Annotated in this window: 19 protein-coding genes; 5 read left to right on the plus strand and 14 right to left on the minus strand. The window is 61.6% G+C overall.

The genetic code is table 11. The annotated features are described in order from the left end of the window. Both OB03_RS03785 and OB03_RS03790 read right to left on the minus strand, forming a co-directional pair. A partial coding sequence (locus OB03_RS03785) for a transglycosylase domain-containing protein (RefSeq protein ID WP_461343276.1) occupies nucleotides 1-1485 on the minus strand: 1485 nt, incomplete at its 3' end. Nucleotides 1486-1572: 87 nt separating this feature from the next. Further along, the gene (locus OB03_RS03790) at nucleotides 1573-2520 is read right to left on the minus strand and encodes an alpha/beta fold hydrolase (RefSeq protein WP_461343277.1); all 948 of its coding nucleotides are present in this window, start codon (nucleotides 2518-2520) and stop codon (nucleotides 1573-1575) included. Nucleotides 2521-2620: 100 nt separating this feature from the next. Here OB03_RS03790 and OB03_RS03795 point away from each other — a divergent pair, with 100 nt between their 5' ends. Beyond that, nucleotides 2621-3730 carry a Rieske 2Fe-2S domain-containing protein gene (locus tag OB03_RS03795; RefSeq protein WP_461343278.1) on the plus strand — a complete coding sequence of 370 codons (1110 nt, stop codon included), beginning with the start codon at nucleotides 2621-2623 and terminating at the stop codon, nucleotides 3728-3730. A 70-nt stretch (nucleotides 3731-3800) separates the two neighbouring features. Here the strand turns inward: OB03_RS03795 and OB03_RS03800 are convergent, their stop codons facing one another. Next, a complete protein-coding gene (locus OB03_RS03800; RefSeq protein ID WP_242912427.1) occupies nucleotides 3801-4457 on the minus strand; it encodes a TetR/AcrR family transcriptional regulator in 657 nt (218 codons plus the stop codon). Between the two features lie 495 nt (nucleotides 4458-4952). Between OB03_RS03800 and OB03_RS03805 the strand changes: the two genes are divergently transcribed. Beyond that, nucleotides 4953-7082, plus strand: coding sequence for a M13 family metallopeptidase (locus tag OB03_RS03805; protein ID WP_461343279.1), 2130 nt, complete (start codon nucleotides 4953-4955; stop codon nucleotides 7080-7082). A gap of 352 nt (nucleotides 7083-7434) precedes the next feature. Here OB03_RS03805 and hisS read toward each other — a convergent pair whose 3' ends face one another. The 5 genes from hisS to OB03_RS03830 form a co-directional block, all read right to left on the minus strand. Continuing rightward, nucleotides 7435-8946 carry a histidine--tRNA ligase gene (hisS, locus tag OB03_RS03810; protein WP_461343280.1) on the minus strand — a complete coding sequence of 504 codons (1512 nt, stop codon included), beginning with the start codon at nucleotides 8944-8946 and terminating at the stop codon, nucleotides 7435-7437. A gap of 41 nt (nucleotides 8947-8987) precedes the next feature. Next, nucleotides 8988-10190 carry a DUF418 domain-containing protein gene (locus OB03_RS03815; protein WP_461343281.1) on the minus strand — a complete coding sequence of 401 codons (1203 nt, stop codon included), beginning with the start codon at nucleotides 10188-10190 and terminating at the stop codon, nucleotides 8988-8990. Between the two features lie 31 nt (nucleotides 10191-10221). After that, nucleotides 10222-10779 (minus strand): hypothetical protein, encoded by a 558-nt coding sequence (locus OB03_RS03820; protein ID WP_461343282.1) that lies wholly within the window; start codon nucleotides 10777-10779, stop codon nucleotides 10222-10224. Beyond that, nucleotides 10779-11660 (minus strand): 3-hydroxybutyryl-CoA dehydrogenase, encoded by an 882-nt coding sequence (locus OB03_RS03825; protein WP_461343283.1) that lies wholly within the window; start codon nucleotides 11658-11660, stop codon nucleotides 10779-10781. Before OB03_RS03825 ends, OB03_RS03820 begins: the two co-directional genes overlap by 1 nt. Nucleotides 11661-11787: 127 nt before the next feature. Beyond that, nucleotides 11788-12111, minus strand: coding sequence for a YggT family protein (locus OB03_RS03830; protein WP_242912421.1), 324 nt, complete (start codon nucleotides 12109-12111; stop codon nucleotides 11788-11790). Between the two features lie 223 nt (nucleotides 12112-12334). Here OB03_RS03830 and OB03_RS03835 point away from each other — a divergent pair, with 223 nt between their 5' ends. Continuing rightward, nucleotides 12335-12952 (plus strand): glutathione S-transferase family protein, encoded by a 618-nt coding sequence (locus tag OB03_RS03835; protein ID WP_242912420.1) that lies wholly within the window; start codon nucleotides 12335-12337, stop codon nucleotides 12950-12952. A gap of 58 nt (nucleotides 12953-13010) precedes the next feature. Further along, a complete protein-coding gene (locus tag OB03_RS03840; protein WP_461343284.1) occupies nucleotides 13011-14534 on the plus strand; it encodes a VOC family protein in 1524 nt (507 codons plus the stop codon). Nucleotides 14535-14537: 3 nt separating this feature from the next. Here the strand turns inward: OB03_RS03840 and OB03_RS03845 are convergent, their stop codons facing one another. The 5 genes from OB03_RS03845 to OB03_RS03865 form a co-directional block, all read right to left on the minus strand. Continuing rightward, nucleotides 14538-14816 carry an HPr family phosphocarrier protein gene (locus OB03_RS03845; protein ID WP_242912418.1) on the minus strand — a complete coding sequence of 93 codons (279 nt, stop codon included), beginning with the start codon at nucleotides 14814-14816 and terminating at the stop codon, nucleotides 14538-14540. After that, nucleotides 14813-15217 carry a PTS sugar transporter subunit IIA gene (locus tag OB03_RS03850; protein ID WP_242913088.1) on the minus strand — a complete coding sequence of 135 codons (405 nt, stop codon included), beginning with the start codon at nucleotides 15215-15217 and terminating at the stop codon, nucleotides 14813-14815. Before OB03_RS03850 ends, OB03_RS03845 begins: the two co-directional genes overlap by 4 nt. A gap of 110 nt (nucleotides 15218-15327) precedes the next feature. After that, nucleotides 15328-15750 (minus strand): HPr kinase/phosphorylase, encoded by a 423-nt coding sequence (locus tag OB03_RS03855; protein ID WP_242912417.1) that lies wholly within the window; start codon nucleotides 15748-15750, stop codon nucleotides 15328-15330. Next, entirely contained in the window at nucleotides 15750-17348 is a 1599-nt protein-coding gene (locus OB03_RS03860) for an ATP-binding protein (RefSeq protein WP_461343285.1), read from the minus strand. The genes OB03_RS03855 and OB03_RS03860 overlap by 1 nt, the downstream gene beginning before the upstream one ends. Then, nucleotides 17317-18027, minus strand: coding sequence for a response regulator transcription factor (locus OB03_RS03865; RefSeq protein WP_242912415.1), 711 nt, complete (start codon nucleotides 18025-18027; stop codon nucleotides 17317-17319). The genes OB03_RS03860 and OB03_RS03865 overlap by 32 nt, the downstream gene beginning before the upstream one ends. 205 nt (nucleotides 18028-18232) lie before the next feature. Between OB03_RS03865 and OB03_RS03870 the strand changes: the two genes are divergently transcribed. Then, a complete protein-coding gene (locus OB03_RS03870) occupies nucleotides 18233-19945 on the plus strand; it encodes a hypothetical protein (protein WP_242912414.1) in 1713 nt (570 codons plus the stop codon). A 3-nt stretch (nucleotides 19946-19948) separates the two neighbouring features. Here OB03_RS03870 and OB03_RS03875 read toward each other — a convergent pair whose 3' ends face one another. After that, nucleotides 19949-20269, minus strand: coding sequence for a TFIIB-type zinc ribbon-containing protein (locus OB03_RS03875; RefSeq protein WP_242912413.1), 321 nt, complete (start codon nucleotides 20267-20269; stop codon nucleotides 19949-19951). Between the last annotated feature and the right edge of the window lie 116 nt (nucleotides 20270-20385).

The raw sequence follows: 20385 nt of genomic DNA on the forward strand, positions 1-20385 counted from the left end.
GCGACCGTCGCCGGTGCGGATACGGCTGATGCCCCATGCCTTCACGCGGCGACCGCCGTTGGCAAAGGCGTCATAGGCCTGCGCCATTTCCAGCGGCGATACCTCTACGGCACCCAGCGCCATGGAGGGCGAGGTGCTGATATTGCCGGTGACGCCCAGACGGCGGGCCACATTGGCGACGTTCGAGCGGCCAACCTGATCGGCCACCGCAGCAGCCACGGTATTTGTCGAGGCGGCCACAGCCTGTTGCAGGGTCATCTCGCCTGCGAAACCGCCCGAATAGTTACGCGGCGACCAGTTGCCGATGGTAACGGGTTCGTCAACCACGCGGGTGTCGGGCGTATAGCCCGCTTCAAGTGCGGCCAGATAGACGAACGGCTTCCATGCGGAGCCTGCCTGACGGCGCGCCTCGGTCGCACGGTTGAACTGGCTGTCGGGATAGGAAGCGCCGCCGATCATGGCGCGGACCCGGCCTTCGCCGTCCAGCGCAACCAGCGCGGCTTGTTCCACGCCCTTGTTCTTGTCGCGGTCGATAATGCGGCGCACGGCGCGCTCGGCATCGGTTTGCAGCGACAGGTCCAGCGTCGTCTCGACGATCAGGTCTTCGGTCTGGCCGCTGATCATGCCGCGGACCTGCTTGTCCAGCCAGTCGATGAAATACTGGGCGTGCTGGCTAGCCAGCGTGCGCGAGACACGGACAGGTTCGGCGACGGCAGCATCGCGCTGGGCCGGCGTAATGATGCCCGTTTCCACCATGCTGTTCAGCACGACGGTGGCGCGGGTTGCGGCCCGTTCGCTCTCGCTGACCGGAGAATAGCGGGACGGGGCCTTCAGCAGACCTGCAAGAAGGGCCGCCTCGCTCACGGTCAGTTTTTCGGCGGGCTTGTCGAAATAGCGCTGCGAGGCCGCTTCGATGCCATAGGCACCCGCACCGAAATAGACGCGGTTCAGATAGAGGGCGAGGATCTCTTTTTTGGTGAACTTTACTTCCAGCCATACCGCCAGCATCAGTTCCTGAACCTTGCGTTTCAGGTTCTGGTCCGGCGTCAGGAACAGGTTCTTGGCCAGCTGCTGGGTAATGGTCGAGCCACCCTGCACCACGCGTCGGGCCTTCAGGTTCGAGGCCATGGCGCGGCTCAGGCCAATCGGATCAAAGCCCGGGTGGTTCCAGAAGCGGCGGTCTTCGATGGCGACAAAGGCGGCCGGTACATAGTCGGGCAGGGCGTCCAGATCGACCGGAGGCGCCATCTGCGACCCTCGCACGGCAATCAAGGCACCAGAGCGGTCCAGATAGGTGATGGAGGGCTGGCGATCGACGTTGTAGAGGCTGGAGGTATCGGGCAGATCGCGCGCGAAAATGGCGAAGAATACGACCGAGAAAATCAGGCCCCAGACGGCCAGCACAGCCCCCCAGTAAAACAGCCGCCCGAAGAACGAGCGACGGGGTTTCGGCCGGGGCTGTTGATTATGGTCGTTACGCGCCATTGAAGTCCTCATGGTCTGGCACCCCCGAACCTAGCGGCTCGGGGGTACTAATCAACAGCCATAGACTGTCGCCGAAATGATGGCGACTTAATTGGATTTCAGGAACGTATCGATTTCTGCGGCAAAGACCTGGGGCTGGTCGAGCATGATGAAGTGGGCGCTGTCGTCGATACGCTTCAGTGTGGTGCCGGGGCGCGTCGAGAAGCTGGCGCGATAGATCATGTCGGTGACCTCGTTGGTCATACGGGCGTCATTGAACTTGACGTAGAGCACAGTCATCGGGACCGTGATCTTGGGCAGTTCCGGACGCAGGTCCGTCACGATCAGATCATGGAAGGCGGCGGCCGACACCTGTTGATCGCTCCCCTCCACGTCGGACAGCGGGCCGGCGCGACGGGCTTCGGTATTGATCATGCCGGTGACACTGGCGTTGGCGGCGGTCAGATAGTCTTCACGGCTCGAGCCAGCCTGGGTGTTCCAGACGCTCAGTGCGGTCGGCTTTACGCTCTCGGCAGTGGTGCCCGGAGGACCGAACATCGCGCCCATAAACGGCAGCATGTCCACCACCATGACCTTGCTGACATCTTGCGGATGGCGCGATGCAATCGTCATGGCCAGCGACCCGCCCAGCGAGTGGCCGATGACGGCAGGCTTGTTCAGATTGGCTTCGCGAATATAGCGATCGATCTCGTCGGCTACCGGCACGATGAATGGCTGGGGAGTGTCGCCGATCTGGGCGTTATCCTTGGGTGCCGCACCGGCAAAGCCCTGAACGTGAATACGGTGCACGCGATAGGTTTTCGACAGCTCGTCGGTTGTGTCCTGCCAAATGCGCGGCGAGGACGACAGGCCGGGGATCAACACGACGTCGGGTGCGCCCTCGGGGCCGTCAACGCGAACATGGATGCGACCGGATTCGAATGCCGCATGTTGGTGGGCGTGCTCGCCGTGCCCGCTGTGGGACTGGGCCACAGCAGGGGAGGTGAACAGCAAGGGGGCGGCGATAAGGGCCGTCATAACCGCAAGGCGCGACAAGGGCGTTTCTCCGAAGATCGTTGATTTGCAGACTTTGTAAAACAAAGTTCTCTACAATGTCTAGTGAGACAGGCGCAAAGTGGCTTGATATGAAACGGCCATGATCCAAGCCGCACCTCAAGCTGTACCGCCGTCATCAGCTACACCTCAAACAGCGTTTGGCAAGGGCTTCGTTACCGATGCCTGGTACTTCCTCGCCCTGTCCCGCAACGTCGCTCCAGCCAGTTTGAAGCGCTATGAGCTTATGGGTGAGCCGGTGTTGCTGGGGCGTACGCGCGCGGGCGAGGTTTACGCCCTGCGCGATATCTGCCCCCACCGCGCCGCGCCTTTGTCGGCGGGCCGTATGGTTGAGCACGATGGCGAGGGTGAAACGGTCGAGTGCCCCTATCACGGCTGGCGTTTCCGAACCGATGGCGTCTGCGCGGCCATTCCCTCTTTGTGCGAAGGTCAGGACGTAGACCCGAACCGCATCAAGGTGCGCTCCTATCCGGTGCGCGAGAGCCAGGGCATGGTGTTCGTGTGGATGGCGTCCGATCCGCGCAATCCGTCCGCGCCCGACCATGAACCGCCTGTATTCCCCGGTGCCGATGGCGACATCCGTCTGGTTGAATGGATGGATTTCGACAGCCATATCGACCACGCGGTGGTTGGGCTTATGGACCCTGCCCACGGCCCCTATGTTCATAAGCAATGGTGGTGGCGCTCCGAGAAATCGATGCACGAAAAGGCCAAGACCTTTGCGCCGCGTGATTTCGGATGGGCCATGGTGCGCCACGCCCCCTCGTCCAACAGCCGCCTTTATAAGATACTGGGCGGTGCCCCCGCGACGGAGATCACCTTCCGGCTTCCGGGCTATCGGTGGGAGCATATTCAGGTCGGAGAGAAACAGGTTTTGGCCTTGACCCTGTTAACACCGGTAACCGCCACCAAGACCCGCATCACCCAGATTTTCTGGTCGGACCACTGGGTCTTCGGGCTGGCCAAACCCTTCCTGCGGGCAGGCGTGGTGGCCTTCCTCCAGCAGGACGGCGGCATGGTGAACTTGCAGAACGAGGGGCTGAAATATGATCCGGCCCTGCTGTGGATCGACGATGCCGACAAACAGGCCAAATGGTATCAGCAGCTCAAGAAGGAATGGCTGAAGAGCCGCGCCGAGGGACGCGCCTTCGTCAATCCCATCAAGGAAACCGTGCTTCGCTGGAAGAGCTGAAAGCGGGAAACAAAAAAGCCGGAAGGGATGTCCCTTCCGGCTTCTTTTATAAGGTCAGTGACCTGTTGGCTTACTTGGCTTGTTGGCCGGCCAGCAGGATGTCCATTTGCTTGCGAACCAGCGGGGTCAGCTCTTCGATGCCCCAGTTGTCGTAGGCAGCACGACGGAAGTTCGACAGATAGATGTCCCACACCATACGGGCGATCACAGCGACGTCGATGTCCTGACGCAGTTCGCCCTTGGCAATACCGGCTTGCAGAACTTCGCTCAGGGCCGACATGATCGGGGCGAGAAATTCACGCACGCGCTTGTCGGCGTCTTCCGGCTGGAACCACGAGCGGGCGACCATGGCCTGCATCAGCGGCAGGTGGTCCAGAGCGCGGTGGTAACCGGCGGTCAGGCCACCGGCCAGACGGGCAGCGGTGTTGTCGTCGATGGCGATACCGGCAGCGAAATCTTCAGCCAGCGAAGCCATTTCTTCCGAGAAGACGGCTTCGAACAGCTCGGCCTTGTCTTGGAAGTTGGCGAACACGGCACCGGTCGACATACCTGCACCCTTGGCGATGTCGCGGATGGTGGCGGCATCATAGCCACGTTCGGCAAACAGGTTGCGAGCGGCTTCAAGAACCTTCAGGCGGGTGCGGGCCTTGGCAACCTGGCGGCGGTTTACGCGCGGCTTAGCTTCGGTATCGGCGGTCGCGGAAGCGACAACGACAGTCTCGGTCATCGACTTAATACTCAATCACTAAAAAAGGAGGGCGGTGGGGAGACCGCCAAACTGGCATCGCGTCCGCATCGCGCTGTCGATCAAGAACGATGACCGTCGAACGCAGGTATGGGGCGATGTGCTGGAGCGAACTATCATCATCGAACGGTGACCAAAATGGGTCAGAAATCCGTCAAAATACATGCTGAAATCCTACCGTGCGGGTGATTGTGTAGGGGAATTTACGCAGTAGCCGGTAAAAACTTCCATTTTTTGCAGTGTTTTTCGTTCCCGCGCAACACTGTTGTTTTAAAAAGCATACGTCCGCACGGTTATGCCGCGAGCCTCTTCGCAGATTCTCGTTTTCGACCAATGTCTTGATTGAATCATCAGGCGAATTTCACAGTTCGCCGTTATCTGGCCAAGCTAGAGCTTGTCGCGCGCGCCGAGGTGGATGATTAACGACGGAAACGCGGTTTTGTGCCGTTAAAACCAATTCAAACGAGGGAACCCCGCATGAAAAGACTTCTGGCTGGTGCTGCCGTTGCAGCGCTGCTGATGCCCGCCGCAGCTTTTGCTGACTCGTCGTCGCATGATCACGCCTGCATCGACACGGCTTGTGAAATGGTCAGCCTGATCGAGACCCCGATGGCCCAGGCGGCCGACGGCGGATGGAAGGGCACCGAGAGCCCGCGCTACGGCACTTGGGGCTTTGATTTGTCTGGCCGTGACACTTCGGTGCGTCCGGGTGACGACTTCTTCCGCTTTGCTAATGGCAAGGCCTTCGACCAACTGGTGATCCCGTCGGACCGCACCTCCTATGGTTCGTTCCCGCTCCTGCGCGAACTGTCTGACAACCGCATGAAGGAACTGGTGCTGGGTCTGGCTGCCCGGACCGATCTGGTGGCCGGTTCGGACGAGCAGAAGATCGCCGACGCCTATCGCTCGTACATCGACGAAGCCCGTATCGAGGCCGTCGACGCACAACCGCTGCAGCCCTATCTGGCCGCTATCCGAGCCATCGACAGCCACGAAGCCATGGCCACCTATATGGGTGCCCACAACGGTGACTTCGGCGCGGCCTTCTTCGGCGCAGGCGTCGGTGCCGACGCCAAGAACCCGACCCGCCACGTCGTTTCGACCGGCCACTCGGGCCTGGGCCTGCCGAACCGCGACTACTATCTGGACGCGCGTTACGCCGACAAAGAAGAGAAGTATCAGGCCTATATCGCCGAGATGCTGACCCAGATCGGTTGGGACAAGCCGGTTGAAACCGCCGCCGAGATCGTGGCGCTGGAAAACAAGATCGCCGAAACCCACTGGACCCCGGCAGAGAACCGCAATCGCGACCGTACTTATAATGAGTACACCATCCAGCGTCTGGCCGCCGAAGCGCCCGGCTTTGACTGGCAGGCCTTCTATACCGCCGCTGGTGTGGGCCACGCCGATCGCGTGATCGTCCGTCAGGACACGGCGATGCCGAAGATCGCTGCCATCTTCGCGGAAACGCCGGTCGAGCTGCTCAAGTCGTGGCAAGCCTTCCACACCGCAGACCAGATGGCTCCGCTGCTGTCCAAGCGCTTTGCCGAGCTGCGCTGGGGCTTCCGTGACCGCGACCTGTCGGGTCAGCCGGAACAACGCAGCCGCGAAAAGCGCGCCATCTCGTTCGCCGAAGGCGCTCTGGGGGAAGCCGCTGGCCGTCTGTACGTGGCCCAATACTTCCCGCCGGAATACAAGGCCAAGATGGAAGAGCTGGTCGCCAACCTGCGTCTGGCTCAGGCCGAGCGCATCCAGAACCTGATCTGGATGGGCGACGAGACCAAAGCTGCGGCCCTCGACAAGCTGAACAAGTTCACCGTCAAGATCGGCTATCCGGACAAGTGGCGCGACTACTCGGCACTGCAAATCAGTGGTGACGATCTGGTTGGTAACGCCGTCCGCATGCGCCAGTGGAGCTATGCAGACCGCGTTTCGCGTCTGGACAAGGAAGTCGACAAGACCGAGTGGGGCATGACGCCGCAAACCGTCAACGCCTACTACAACTCGGTCAACAACGAGATCGTCTTCCCGGCCGCTATCCTGCAGCCGCCGTTCTTCGATCCGAACGGTGATGCAGCCGTCAACTATGGCGGCATCGGCGGCGTCATCGGTCACGAAATCGGCCACGGCTTCGACGACCAGGGCTCCAAGTCGGACGGCAATGGCGTTCTGCGCAACTGGTGGACCGCTGAAGACCGCGCCAACTTCGATGCGCTGACCAAGCGTCTGGGCGAGCAGTACCAACAGTACGCCCCGATCGAGGGTCACAACATCAACCCGGGTCTGACCATGGGCGAGAACATCGGTGACGCCTCGGGCGTGGCCGTGGGTCTGGCAGCCTACCGTCTGTCGCTGAAGGGTGAACCGGCTCCGGTCATCGACGGCACGACCGGCGAGCAGCGCTTCTTCTACGGCTGGGCGCAAGTATGGCAGTCGAAGTATCGCGATGCCGCGCTGATCCAGCAGATCGCAACGGACTCGCACTCGCCCGCGCAGTTCCGCGTGATCGGCCCGCTGCGTAACGTCGACGATTGGTACACCGCCTTCGACGTCAAGCCGACGGACAAATACTACATCGCTCCGGAAGACCGGATCCGCCTGTGGTAAGGTAAATCGAAGCATCTTCGATAAGGCAAAGGTCGGTGGTTTTCACCGACCTTTTTCTTTGCCCGCGGGTCTTCGAGCGCACCTACCGCACAGCTTCGCATCTCAGGATTGCAGGCATGAAAAAGCCCGCTGCGGGGGATACATCGCAGCGGGCCTTCTCGCTCTCTAATGGAGCGGACGTTTCCTCCCCGAAACGCCTCCAAGTGACTACTGCGCTTCAGCGCCGCGTCTCTCGAGTGGGTTCAGATGACGCATTGGGTGCCGTTGCGTCAATCGGGCCACGAAGCAGAAATCGAAGGTTTTATGAGTTATCGCTGATAACCTGACGAATTGAAGTCCCGATTATCGAAGGTTATTCGATAATGCCGCGAATGGTCTCGACCAGCGCGCTGCGTGCAACCTTCATTTGCCCCGGACGTGCTGCTTTCCACGCCTCGTTGTCAGCGATATTCGCAGCTTGGGCCCGACCGGCGTCCAGGTCCTTGATGGTCACTTCACCGGCTGCGATCTCGTCACCGCCTAGAATGACGGCAGCGGGCGCATTGCGACGGTCGGCATATTTGAACTGGGCCTTCATGCCTGCGCGACCAAGGTACAGCTCGGCAGGGATGCCGGCGTTGCGCAGCTCGGCCACGGCATCGAGATAGTGCTGCATGTCGTCGTCGGAGAAGACGATGACCACGACCGGACCACGCGCGCGGCCTTCGGTCGTCTTGCCTGCGGCTTTAAGCGCCGACGCCAAGCGCGACACGCCGAACGAGAAGCCGGTGGCCGGAACGGTCTGGCCGGTGAAGCGCGCAACCAGATCGTCATAGCGACCGCCGCCACCGATGGAGCCGAAGCGCATCGGACGGCCCTTCTCGTCGCGGGTTTCCAGCAGAAGCTCGGCCTCGAACACTGTGGCGGTGTAGTATTCCAGACCGCGTACGATGGTCGGATCGAACTTCACGGCGTCCTGAGCCACACCCATGGCGTTCAGCGCACGGTCGATAGCCGACAGTTCCTTGAGAGCCGCTTCGCCCGCTGCACCCAGACCTGCTCCCACGCCGGCGATGGCGTCCAGCACGCCCGATCGCGACAGGCCCGGTTGCTCGGCCGACGACAGGAAGGCTTCAATGCTGTCGATCAGACCGACAGGCATGTTGGCACCCTTGGTATAGTCGCCGGATTCATCCAGGCGGCCTTCGCCCAGCAGCAGGCGTACGCCCTCAATGCCCAGACGGTCGTATTTATCGACGGCACGAAGGGCGGTCAGACGCTGGTTGGCGTCGGTGATACCCGCTGCGTCAAACAGGCCGTCGAACAGTTTGCGGTTCGAAACGCGGATGACCGACTGACCGTTGTCCAGACCGGCAGCCCCCAGACCTTCAACCGCCATGGCGATGATCTCGGCATCAGCTTCGGGACGGTCGGAGCCGACGGTGTCGGCGTCGCACTGCCAGAACTCGCGGAAACGACCCGGACCCGGCTTTTCGTTGCGCCACACCGGACCGTAGGCATAGCGGCGGAACGGCTTGGGCAGGGTTTCCCAGTTCTGGGCGGCAAAGCGGGCCAACGGTGCCGTGTGGTCATAGCGAAGCGCCATCCACTGATCGTCGTCGTCCTCCAGCGCCAAAACGCCTTCGTTCGGGCGGTCGGTGTCCGGCAGGAACTTACCCAGAGCATCGACGTACTCGAAGGCGGGCGTCTCGAGGGCTTCAAAACCCCAGCGCTCATAGACTTCGGACACGCGTACAATCAACTGGCGCTCGACGCTCAGATCATGACCCCGACGGTCCTGAAAACCACGGGGAGAGCGTGCTTCAGGGCGCACGACTTCGGATTGAGCTTCAGATTGGGTTTCGGGGCGATCAGTCTGGGTCATGCGGTGGCGATTAAGCCATCCCATGCGCCGCTGCAATCCGACTAGGGGAGGGTTTTGCGGATCGGCAGCTTGTGACCGTGGGTCAGAGAGCGCCAAACCCACTCGAACGGCCCCCAGCGGAAGTATCGCAGCCACAGGTGCGCAAACACAATCTGCCCCGCCCATGTTGCTGCAATAATCGGCCAGAACTGGCCGGGCGTCAGCTTGCCGAACAGTTGGGGCCCGATCGGAAGATAGAAGAGGGTGGCCATGATGATCGACTGGCCCAAATAGGTGGTAAAGGCCATCCGCCCGACCGGTGCCAGCCAGCGAAACAGCGGCGCGGCAACAATGACGAGAGCGGCATATCCCAAGGCCACAAACACAGACGCACCCGAAGTCGCGACATCCAGTCCGTGGCTAGGCATCTGGATGGGCGGAGCGGCCAACTCGACCGCATAGGCCCAACCGCGAACGGCCAAAACTGCCCCGCTAATAACGATAAGGCCCCAGTACCAGTGCGCCTTGCATCGCCCATGGAAGAAGCCAAGCTTGAACAGACCCATGCCCAGCATCATCATGGGCACGCTTGAGAAGGGCATGACCACCAGACTGGAAATCTGGATCAGAATCCAAGACTTGAAGTTCTCGGTCAGCACGCCGCCTAGGCCGGCCTGATATTGGGCAATGACGCTGCCGACTTCTCCGGTCAGGGGGGCGCTGCCTTCGCCGCCCGACATGGTAGCGATGATCTCATTGGGCATGAGCGGCATCAGAAGGCCCCAGCCTGCCTGAATAATGCCAAGGCCTACCATGACGGCACCGCCGATGATCACCAGCATCCGCCCTGACAGGCCGCGCGCGAACATCGCGAACAAGCCGCACCATGCATAGAACAGCAGGATATCGCCGAACCATACAAGAAGGCCGTGAACCAGGCCAAAGGCGGCCAGCCAGAACAGTCGCCGGCGCAGCAGTTTACTGCGGTCCTTGTCGTCCGGTTCCCCGCCCACCAACAGGATGCTGACGCCGAACAACAGGGTGAACAGATTGCGGAAGCGGTCCCTGAAGAAGACCTGATCGATCCAGAGATAGAGACTGTCGTTACCACGCCAGATACCGTCGACGGCAAATGGGGCAACCTCGGGCTGGATCGCCACGGCCATCGGCCATGCGAAGGCTAGGATATTGACGACCAGAATGCCGAGAACGGCAAGCCCGCGCACGCTGTCCAGATTGCCGACGCGATCCTGAACCGAAGCCATCAGCAATCTCCCCCCGAGTGCGCTGTGCGGATTAATAACCGAGCTTATCTGCCTTGCGATAGGCGAGGTAGGCCACGCAAACGCCGCCCCATAGGGCGTAGCTGACCCCCACCATGAGCGCGAGCGGTATGCCGATCACGCCATAGACCAGCACGACGGCTTCGATCGCACCCAGACCCTGGACAAAGCTCTCGCCCGACAGTCCGGCAATGATCGACAGCACCAGCGTCATCAGGAACTGGAGGGAGGCCGCGAGAATGCCGCCATAGATCACATAGCGGGCGATGACTGCGCGGCGGGTCCACGGCGCATTGTTGGGGCGCTTGGCACCCGCCAGACGTGCGATCCCGATGGGCGAGGCGATAAGGCCCACTGCCAGCAATACGAGGCGCCAATCAGTGTCCAGACCGGCCCAAAGATGATGCGGCGGCCAGATCGGGAAGGTCAGCAAAATGGGCGGCCATGCGGCAGCAAGCAGTGTCGCGACAATGCGGGACTGGACCGTGCGACGCGGAACTACGCGCTCTTGTCCCGGCAGGCGGTCAAGCATGCTGGACGGGTTCGAAGATGCGTCGTCGTGATAGGTCATCAGCGTGTCGGTACCGGAGTTTCACCCGAATAGTCATAGAAGCCGCGACCGCTCTTACGACCCAGCCAGCCTGCTTCCACATATTTAACCAGAAGCGGGCAGGGGCGGTATTTGCTGTCGGCCAGACCATCATGAAGCACGTTCATGATAGCCAGCGCTACATCCAGACCCATAAAATCGGCCAGCTCAAGCGGGCCCATCGGGTGATTGGCCCCAAGTTTAAGAGCCTTGTCGATAGATGCGACCGTGCCGACACCCTCGTACAGGGTGTAGATCGCCTCGTTCATCATCGGCACCAGAATGCGATTGACGATAAAGGCGGGGAAGTCCTCAGAGGCGGTCGTTTCCTTGCCAAGGCTCTCGGCAAAGGTCACCGCGGCGTCATAGGTCGCCGCCGACGTCGCAATACCGCGCACGATCTCGACCAGACGCATGACCGGTGCGGGCTTCATGAAATGCAGCCCGATAAAGCGCTCGGGGCGATCCGTGACCGAGGCCAGTCGGGTAATCGAGATCGACGACGTATTGCTGGCCAGAAGGGCGTGTGGTTCCAGATGCGCCAGAACGTCGGTCCACACCTGTTTCTTGACGGCCTCGTCCTCGCTGGCCGCTTCGATGACCAGGTCGGCCCCCGACACCACGTCGGACAGGGTCTCGTAAACCGTGATGCGCGACAATGCCGAGCGGGCTTCGTCTTCATTAATGATGCCGCGACCGCTGCGACGCGCAAGGCTGGCGGCCACCTCGCCGATCGCTAGAGTGGCGCGGCCGGGCAGGGCGTCGAAGAGTCTGACGGTATAGCCACCGACGGCTACGGTCTGGGCAATGCCCGACCCCATCTGGCCTGCGCCGATAATGGCGACGGTCTGAATTCCGCTCATGGCTGTTTTGGTATCCGCAGAACCGAAGGAACTTTACCGGACCAGCATGAGAAGGCGGTCCGGTCTGTGCAAGTCACGAATGGCGACGGCATGCCGTTTTCAAAACAGCGTGCTCTCGCCAACCCGCTCAACCGGCGAGGCCGTACGACATCGCCGCCAGCGACGGCAGGATAAAGCCCTGAATGCCGCGAATGATGATGATGACGATGATCGGGGTGATGTCGATCCCGCCCAGCGGCGGAATGAAGCGGCGGAACGGTGCCATCAGCGGCGAGGTCAGGCGGTCCAGACCCGTCGCCAACTGATACACAAAGCGGTTGCGGTAGTTGATGACATCAAATGCCAGCAGCCAGCTCAGGATCGCATTGGCGATAATCGCGATCAGCAGCAGGCTGAGCGCTGAGTTCAGCACGAAAAAGAGAAAGCCGATAAGGCCTTGTACCGGGGTCATATCCAGCGTGTTTCCTAATGTTCGGCCTACCTTCTAGCGACCCTGTCCCGATCCGCCAAGAACAACCGTCGCCGGTGACAATCGACCGCTGGCGGCGGACGCCTTTGAACAAGAATGTATCGAAACGGTAAGGGTTGATCGAAACCGGCATAGCGCGGGTTTTACGATGGAGCCCGCGGTCCCATCTGATGGTGAACCTGTCCTCGATCCAAGGAGATCTGATTTGCCGACGCTGTATTACGCCGTTGGAGCCTGTTCGCTGGCTCCGCACATTGTTCTGGAATGGATCGGAGCGCCGTTCGAGGCGGTGAAGGTCCAGTATGGTTCGCCGGAACTTTTGGCCGTCAATCCGGCGGGTGCCGTGCCGACGCTTCGCGAGGATGACGGATGGTTGCTGACACAGGCCGGTGCCATCCTCGACTATCTGGCGCACAAACATCCCGAGGCGGGCCTGACGGGCGGCGACAGCCTGCGCGAAAAGGCCGAGGCCCATCGCTGGTCGTCCTTCTTTACCAGCGACATGCACGCCGCCTTCTGGCCGATCTTCATGCCGTATCGCTATACGACCGACGACCATGACGAGGCCCGCGCCAAGGTTGTCGAGGCAGGACATGCGCTGGTGCATAAACAGTTCGCCACGCTGAACGCGCATCTCGAAGGTCGCGAATGGGTATTGGGCAGTAAGTCGGTAATCGACGCCTATGCCTTCCCCATGATCCGCTGGGGCAAGAAGCTTCTGGAAGGCCATCTCGCCCAGTATCCCAATGTGCTGGCGCTGCATGACCGACTGGCCGCCGATCCGGCTGTCCAAAAGGTTCTGGACCGCGAAGCGGGCAAATAGTCCGAGATATTGGCCCCGTGTCTTGAGTGCGGGGCCTCCATTTTTTGAGAGAGACCGCGTGACCACAGGCATCCACCACGTCACCAGCATTACCGCCGATGTTCAGGCCAATGTCGACTTCTACATGGGCTTCCTCGGCCTCAGCCTCGTCAAACAGACGGGCGGCTATGAGGATGCCCAGCAACTTCACCTGTTCTACGGCGATCCTGAGGGCCGTCCGGGCACTCTGGTCAGCTTCCTTGTTTGGGAGGCGACGGGCCGGGGCCGTACAGGGCTGGGACAGGTGTCGGAAATCGCTTTTGCCGTGCCCGCCGATAGTCTGGGCGAGTGGATGATGCGAGCCATCTCCGCCAACATTCCTGTCGAAGGCCCGATGAAGGAGTTCGGCGAGCCGGTGCTGCGGCTGAAGGACCCCGATGGCCTGATTATCAAACTGGTGGCCAGCGAAGCGGCGACGGGATCAGGCTCGGTCACTGCGCCTTGCTATATTCGCGGGGTCACGGTGCTGAGCGATGTCGCCGAGGCAACCACGGCCTTTATCGGACGGTTTGGCTATCAGCCTCAGGCGACCGAGGGTGCGATCACGCGGCTGAAGTCGGACACCGACGTGGTAGATGTTCATGCGGTCACAGGCTTCCCGCCCTCGGTCAAAGGGGCAGGGGTTCCCGACCACGTTGCCTTCCGTGCGCCCGACATCGAGGCGGTGCGCCAGATCCGGCTGGACCTGATCAACCACGGTCCGACCAATGTGCATGACCGCCAGTATTTCGTTTCACTATACGTGCGCGACACTTCGGGCTTGCTGATTGAATACGCCACCGACGCGCCCGGTATGACCGCAGACGAGCCCGCTGACCAACTGGGTCAGACGCTGCAATTCCCGCCCGAGGTCATGCCTCACGTGGCCGAGGAACTGCGCATCCGCCTGCCCCAGTTCGCACGGCCCGGAGAGATGCGCTGTCCCAAGCGCGATCTGCCCTTCATACACCGCTTCTATTGGCCCGAAGAAATGGACGGCAGCACTATCGTCGTCCTTCACGGTACGGGCGGCGACGAGGGCGATCTCATGCCGTTGGCCCATCGCCTGAACCCCAAGGCGGCTATTCTGGCTGTGCGGGGACGCGCGACCGAAGAAGGCAACCTCCGCTGGTTCCGTCGATATGGTCCGGGCGAGTTCGATCAGGCCGACATCCGTTCCGAGGCTGCGGCATTCAATGCCTTCCTCGCAGGGGCCATTCGCGGCTATGCGCTGGATCCGGACCAACTGCTGCTGCTGGGCTATTCAAACGGCGCGAACATGATCGGTGCCATGGCCCAGCTTTATCCCGACAGCGTCCGCCAGGCCGTACTGTTGCGCGGTATGAAGGTGCTGGAAGGCGATCTGGCGCAGGCGAGCGGGCAGGGCAGGGTTCTGCTCGTGTCGGGTGATACCGACCACATGATCCCGATGGATAAGGCCAATGCCCTGACGTCTGAACTGACACAATCGGGCTATGAGGTTAGCCACCGCGTGCTCGGCCTTGGTCACTGGATGACCGATGCAGATCAGGCGGCAATCAAAGAGTGGCTGAAGGGGGCTTAAGCCCTACTGGTCTTCATCAAAGCGGCGCTCGACCAGATCGGTCAGCGCCGCCATGGCGTCCTCGGCGTCGGGGCCTTCGGCGGCCACGTCGATGGTCGAGCCGATACCGGCCCCGAGCATCAACAGGCCCATGATCGAGCGGGCATCGACGGTGGTGCCGTCCTTGCTGACGTGGATTTTGGAATCAAACTCCGAAGCGGTTTTCACGAACTTGGCCGAAGCGCGGGCATGAAGTCCGCGCTGATTGCAGATCGACAGCGTCGCTTTCGCGCTTTGGCTCATTTTTCCCCCGCCAGAACCCAGGAAGCCACGGAGATATATTTGCGCCCTGCATCCTGCGCGTGGGCCACACAGGCCTCCAGCGTTTCGCGTTGACGTACACTGGCCAGTTTAATCAGCATGGGCAGGTTGAGACCGGCGATGACCTCGGCCTTCGTCTGCTCCATCACTGAAATGGCCAGATTGGACGGTGTACCGCCGAACATGTCGGTCAGTAGAATGACACCGTTGCCGGAATCGACCGCAGCCGAGGCGTCCAGAATGTCCTGCCGGCGACGCTCCATGTCGTCATCAGGGCCAATGCAGATGGCCGCGACCCCGCGTTGCGGGCCGACGACGTGTTCCATCGCCGCGATAAATTCCGAGGCCAGGCCCCCGTGGGTGACGATCACCAGACCGATCATGAAGGCAACACCAATAAGGTCCAAACCCGTCAAACAGAAGGAGGGTGCACTGGCGTCAAACGCCGTTAGCCCCTCCGCAAACCCATGTCTTAATGCCAAACCCCTAAGGGTTAAAGGGCCTCTATGGCTCGTACGACGACAGTCGATGAAGACGCAGGGCGCGGGTTAAGCCGAAGTCGAGGTACCGCTATCGCGCGAAGCACGTCGTGATCAGCCACGGGCATGCGCTCGGGGACCTCTTGAATCAGATCAACAATTATCGAAACCCTCGCGCAATCGAGAGGCGCGACGGGCAAGATGCCGACCCCGCGAACCTCGATTAATCCGGCAATTGTCTCTGGCGAGCGGGCATAAAGCGCACCTTGGCTGGCCCAGACACAAACGCGATCATCGGCAACCAGACGCGCCCCGCGTTCTATCAGCTGCAAGGCCAGATCGCTTTTCCCGATACCCGACGGTCCGCGTAGCAAGACGCCATGCCATGCGCCGTTGCGTCGCAGAGCGATGGCCGTGGCATGCACCGTCGGTGCCATCAGCCGCGTCGCGCGGCGTTGGGCAGCCGCACCGTAAAGGTCGCGCCGGTAACCTGCTCGCCGTCGGTGCGGTTCACCGCAAATACCGAACCTTCGTGCGCCTTCACAATCTGGCGCACAATCGACAGTCCCAGACCCGAGTTGGTCCCGAACGCCGTACCCTTGGGGCGCGACGTATAGAAACGCTCGAACACGGTCTCGAGGTTGTCGGGCGGAATGCCGGGGCCGTCATCCTCGACCCGAACACGCCAGAAGTCGGCGTTATCGTCTTTTTCCAGGATCACGCGCACTTCGCCGCCTGCAGGGCTGAACGAGCGGGCGTTATCGATCAGATTACGGAACACCTGACCCAGCGGCGTATCGCGACCCACGACGTGGATGCCCGAGCCCGCAGTGTTGATCAGGCGTACCGGAATGTCGCCTTCACGCATGCTGTTTTCATAGACGCTGACGATGTCGCTCAACAGGTCGCCAAGATCGATCTGGCGCGGACGGTCGCGAGACAATTCGGCATCCAGACGCGAGGCGTTGGAAATATCCGTGATCAGACGATCAAGGCGCCGGACGTCGTTCTGAAGCAGATTGGTCAGGCGCTGACGCTGCTCCTCGGTCTTGACCAATGGCAGGGTTTCCAGCGCCGAGCGGATCGACGTCAGCGGGTTTTTGATCTCGTGCGAGACATCGGCGGCAAAGCGTTCGATGGCGTCCATACGCATGGACATGGTGTCGGTCATGCTCTCCAGCGCACGCGCCAGACCGCCAACCTCGTCCTTACGCGCCGTCAGATCCGGCAGGGAGATGGCGCGGGCGCGCTGCAGGCGGACCTGATCCGCCGCTGCCGACAAACGCAGCACAGGGCGGGCGACAAACAGATGCAGCACCAGCGATGCGAACAGGTTCACCGCCAAGGCGACAAACGCAAATGGCATAAGCGCGCGGCGCTGGGCAGCCAGCGTCGCGTTCACATCACCGGCTTCCAGCGTCAGAACGCCCAGTACCTGCTGAACGTGGCGTACGGGAAGAGACACCGAGACGACGTTCTCGCCTTCTTCGTTGCGGCGGATCGTGGCTTGGGATTCGCCTTGCAGAGCGCGTTCGACCTCGGCGGCCAAGGCGGTGTCGGCCGTCGAGCGAGCCTCTTCGATGACGGCCGGATCAACCGCAGGCTCGACCGGCGTGCCCGCGGGTTTGGCGGGAGGCAAAGGCTCGCCCGGTATGGTGTCGGAGACGTTGTAGGAATCGGAGACCTGAATACCGTCGGCATCGAACAGACGCGCGCGTTGGCCCACCGGAATGAAGTTGTCGCGCAGCCAGAAGGCTGCCGCGCGGTCGTCGAGGGCAGGGTAGGGGTCGCCCTGGGTAATACCCAGTTCACCCAGAACGTTAGCCAGCAGTTCGGCCTGCACCGTCAGGGATTCCTGACGGGCATTGATCAGCCCGCGGCTCCACTCGTTCAGGGCCAGAGCCCCGCCGAGTAGGATCAGCAGACTCAGAAGATTGAGGGCCAGCATAAAGCCGCCCAGACGCGATCCGCCGAAACGGAAGCGCCTGCGCGGCTTGTCAGTCTTAGGCTTCGCGGTAGCGGTAGCCGACGCCATACAGGGTCTCGATCGCGTCGAATTCAGGATCAACCATGCGGAACTTCTTGCGCATGCGCTTGACGTGGCTGTCGATGGTGCGGTCGTCGACATATACTTGGTCGTCGTAGGCGGCATCCATCAGGTTATCGCGGCTTTTCACGAAGCCGGGACGCTGGGCCAAAGCTTGCAGCAGCAGGAACTCGGTCACGGTCAGTTTGACCGGCTTGCCTTCCCACGTGCATTCGTGACGCGCCGGATCCATCGAAAGCGGGCCACGCTTGATGGCCTTGTTGGCATCGCTGGCCGCCGAGGCATCAGCCATGTCCAGACCCTCAACGCCCGCGCGGCGCAGCAGGGCCTTCACGCGCTCGATCAGCAGACGCTGGCTGAACGGCTTGTGCATATAGTCGTCGGCACCAAGGTTGAAGCCGAGAATCTCGTCGATCTCCTCGTCTTTCGACGTCAGCATAATCACCGGAATGTTCGAAGTCTGGCGCAGACGACGCAGCACTTCCATGCCGTCCATACGCGGCATCTTCACATCCAGGATCGCCAGATCCGGAGGAGAGTTTTCCAGCGCTTCCAGACCCGAGGCACCGTCATGATAGGCGGTTACCTTATGGCCATGGCTTTCCAGCGCCAGGGAAACGGAAGCGACGATGTTCTCGTCGTCATCGACCAGGGTGATGTTAGCCAAGGGCTTCTCCTTGCGAACGAACGCGGGGCGGGTTGCCGTCTATAACGCACGGCCAGCGGTACCGTTCGTTATGATTAAGGCAGATTAGGGCCACATGAAATGGGGCTTTTATGATTTGCTGCAAGTGCTCTGTGTGCCGCAGTTGCGAAACTATGCCTTAAACCCCTTCTGGCATAGTGGGTGACCTTCTCTTCCCAGGAACACCATGGCCGGTCCGGTTCACTACGAAATCTATGCTCGCAAAACGCCTAATGCGAACTGGACACTGCATCTGGCGAGCGAGGATCGCCGTCATGCCATTGAAACTGCCGAGGAATTGATCCGCGATAAACGGGCTGCCTCGGTCAAGGTCACCAAAGAAACGCTCAATCCGGCCACGATGGAGTTTGCCAGCGTCAGCGTCCTGCGGCTGGGCGCGCCCGATCCGGTGCGCAAGAGCGCCAAGGTCGAGGCACCCGCCGGCCCCGCATGCCGCGCTCCCGCCGATCTTTACACAGTCCATGCGCGCGAAACGCTCAACGCCGTGCTCGAAGACTGGCTTCGCCGCCAGGGTGTGACGGCATTTGAACTCTTGCATTCGCCGGTGCTGGCAGAGCGGCTCGATGCCTCGGGCGTCGAGGTCCAGCACGCGATCCAGAAGGTCGCCGTCCCCGAAGCGCAGGGCACGGGGCAGGACCTGCACGGCCTGATCCGCATCTATCAAAAACTGTCCGATCAGGCCGTCGAGCGGGTGGTCAAGGCGGGCCGTAAGGGCGAGTTCGCCGACCCTGCAAAAGAATCAATCACCCAGATCGCCGAGAAACTTCAGGGTAATCCCGACCGAGCCTTCCGCATGGGCGGCAGTATTGCATCGGCCCTGCAGGGTCTGCGCGGCGCGCGTGCGCGTCTGGGCGCTCTGCTGGATATGTGTGACAAGGCTCCTGAATCGGGGCCGGTTCGCGCCATGATCATGGTGCCTATCGAGCAGGTGCTGTGCGAAATGCTGGCTGCGCGATGGAACATGCCGGATCTATTCGGCCCGGCACTGGATCAAGGGGCGACCCTGGCGGCTGTGGTGCGCATGGTTGCGCCGGCAGAGGTGGCGATGGTCATCTCGCACGATCCGCGTCTCAGCCTTCTGGTCCCGCCGGTCGATGGTCCAGCGGCGCGGCTGGGCCAGAGGTTGGCGGCGGGCGACTTCCCAATGGTGGCGGCGGCGTTGGCGAAGATGGTGCTGGGGGAATTGACCAGCCAGAGACGCCTTTGCCCCGGTGACGCCGAGGGCGAGATCAATATTCTGCGCGCCTTGGCCATGTCGCTGACGGCAACCGCGGGGCGGTTGCTGACGCTCGAAGAGGTCCAGAATGCCTTTATCGAACGCTCGCGCTCTCTGGTGACCGCAGATTTCGTTGCCGCCTTCGTGAAGGATTGCCCGACGGTGTTGGCCGAGGCCGAGCGTCTGGCGCGCCTGAGTGACAACGTCACGGGCGGGGCCAGCAAGCGGGCCGCTGCTCGTTGGCTGGAAGCCTGCGTCTCGTCACTTCGCTTCGAGGCCGAAATGCGCGCCCAAGGCGTGCCGCCGACGCAAAAGCTGGCCGCCTTGCGACGTCTTCAGCGCAATATCGAGACGGCAGGCCTCACCGGCAAGGATGCCGAGGGCGCGGTCGACACCTTGGGACGCCTCGCCTTGAAGATTGCCGAGGAAACGCGTCTGATCCCGCAAATCTGCAAGGCCCCTGTCGCACTGGGACAGAAGGTTTCGATCCTGCTCAAGATTGCCACGGGCGAGGCCGCACCCCTTGGCCCGCTGGGCGATCTGGCCAAGCAGGAAGCGATGCGATTGATCCGTTCGACCGAAGGGCGTGACCTGATGCGCACCTCGCCCGAGACATTCAAGGACATGATGCCGATGCTTAAAGCCGCCGGCGTCGGGGGCTAGGGCTCAGTCAAAGATATCGAAGATGTCGAGGCGCTTCTTCTTCTTGTAATAGCGCTCGTCTTCCTTGTGGCGGCGATAGTCGTCATCGCGGCTGCGATACGGCTCCTGCGGGCGTTGTTGGCCCCACGCAGGTTGTTGCGGGGCAGCCGGCTGCGAGGCCTGGGCTGCGGCTCGCCCGTCATTGGTCGCGCTTTCCATCAGCTTTTCTAGCTCGCCGCGATCGAGCCAGACACCACGGCAGGTCGGGCACATGTCGAACTGCACACCGTTGCGGTCCAGAGTCTGCATGGACGCATTATCGTTGGGGCACATCAAAAGAGGCATGGGGGTCCTTTCGCCTTGATGCGGGCCGACATCATCCGGCACTTGCCGGACCAGAGGGGCCCGTCCCGCACGGGGTCAGCTAGGGACGCTGACCCGAAGACACAACGCGCCAACGG

It is taken from the genome of Brevundimonas sp. GN22 (genome assembly GCF_054824005.1).

Coding starts and splice junctions, on each gene's coding strand:
- OB03_RS03795 (WP_461343278.1), top strand. CDS start 2,621: ATGATCCAAGCCGCACCTCAAGCTGTACCGCCGTCATCAGCTACACCT.
- OB03_RS03800 (WP_242912427.1), bottom strand. CDS start 4,457: ATGACCGAGACTGTCGTTGTCGCTTCCGCGACCGCCGATACCGAAGCT.
- OB03_RS03805 (WP_461343279.1), top strand. CDS start 4,953: ATGAAAAGACTTCTGGCTGGTGCTGCCGTTGCAGCGCTGCTGATGCCC.
- hisS (WP_461343280.1), bottom strand. CDS start 8,946: ATGACCCAGACTGATCGCCCCGAAACCCAATCTGAAGCTCAATCCGAA.
- OB03_RS03815 (WP_461343281.1), bottom strand. CDS start 10,190: ATGGCTTCGGTTCAGGATCGCGTCGGCAATCTGGACAGCGTGCGCGGG.
- OB03_RS03820 (WP_461343282.1), bottom strand. CDS start 10,779: ATGACCTATCACGACGACGCATCTTCGAACCCGTCCAGCATGCTTGAC.
- OB03_RS03825 (WP_461343283.1), bottom strand. CDS start 11,660: ATGAGCGGAATTCAGACCGTCGCCATTATCGGCGCAGGCCAGATGGGG.
- OB03_RS03830 (WP_242912421.1), bottom strand. CDS start 12,111: ATGACCCCGGTACAAGGCCTTATCGGCTTTCTCTTTTTCGTGCTGAAC.
- OB03_RS03845 (WP_242912418.1), bottom strand. CDS start 14,816: ATGAGCCAAAGCGCGAAAGCGACGCTGTCGATCTGCAATCAGCGCGGA.
- OB03_RS03850 (WP_242913088.1), bottom strand. CDS start 15,217: ATGATCGGTCTGGTGATCGTCACCCACGGGGGCCTGGCCTCGGAATTT.
- OB03_RS03855 (WP_242912417.1), bottom strand. CDS start 15,750: ATGGCACCGACGGTGCATGCCACGGCCATCGCTCTGCGACGCAACGGC.
- OB03_RS03860 (WP_461343285.1), bottom strand. CDS start 17,348: ATGGCGTCGGCTACCGCTACCGCGAAGCCTAAGACTGACAAGCCGCGC.
- OB03_RS03870 (WP_242912414.1), top strand. CDS start 18,233: ATGGCCGGTCCGGTTCACTACGAAATCTATGCTCGCAAAACGCCTAAT.
- OB03_RS03875 (WP_242912413.1), bottom strand. CDS start 20,269: ATGCCTCTTTTGATGTGCCCCAACGATAATGCGTCCATGCAGACTCTG.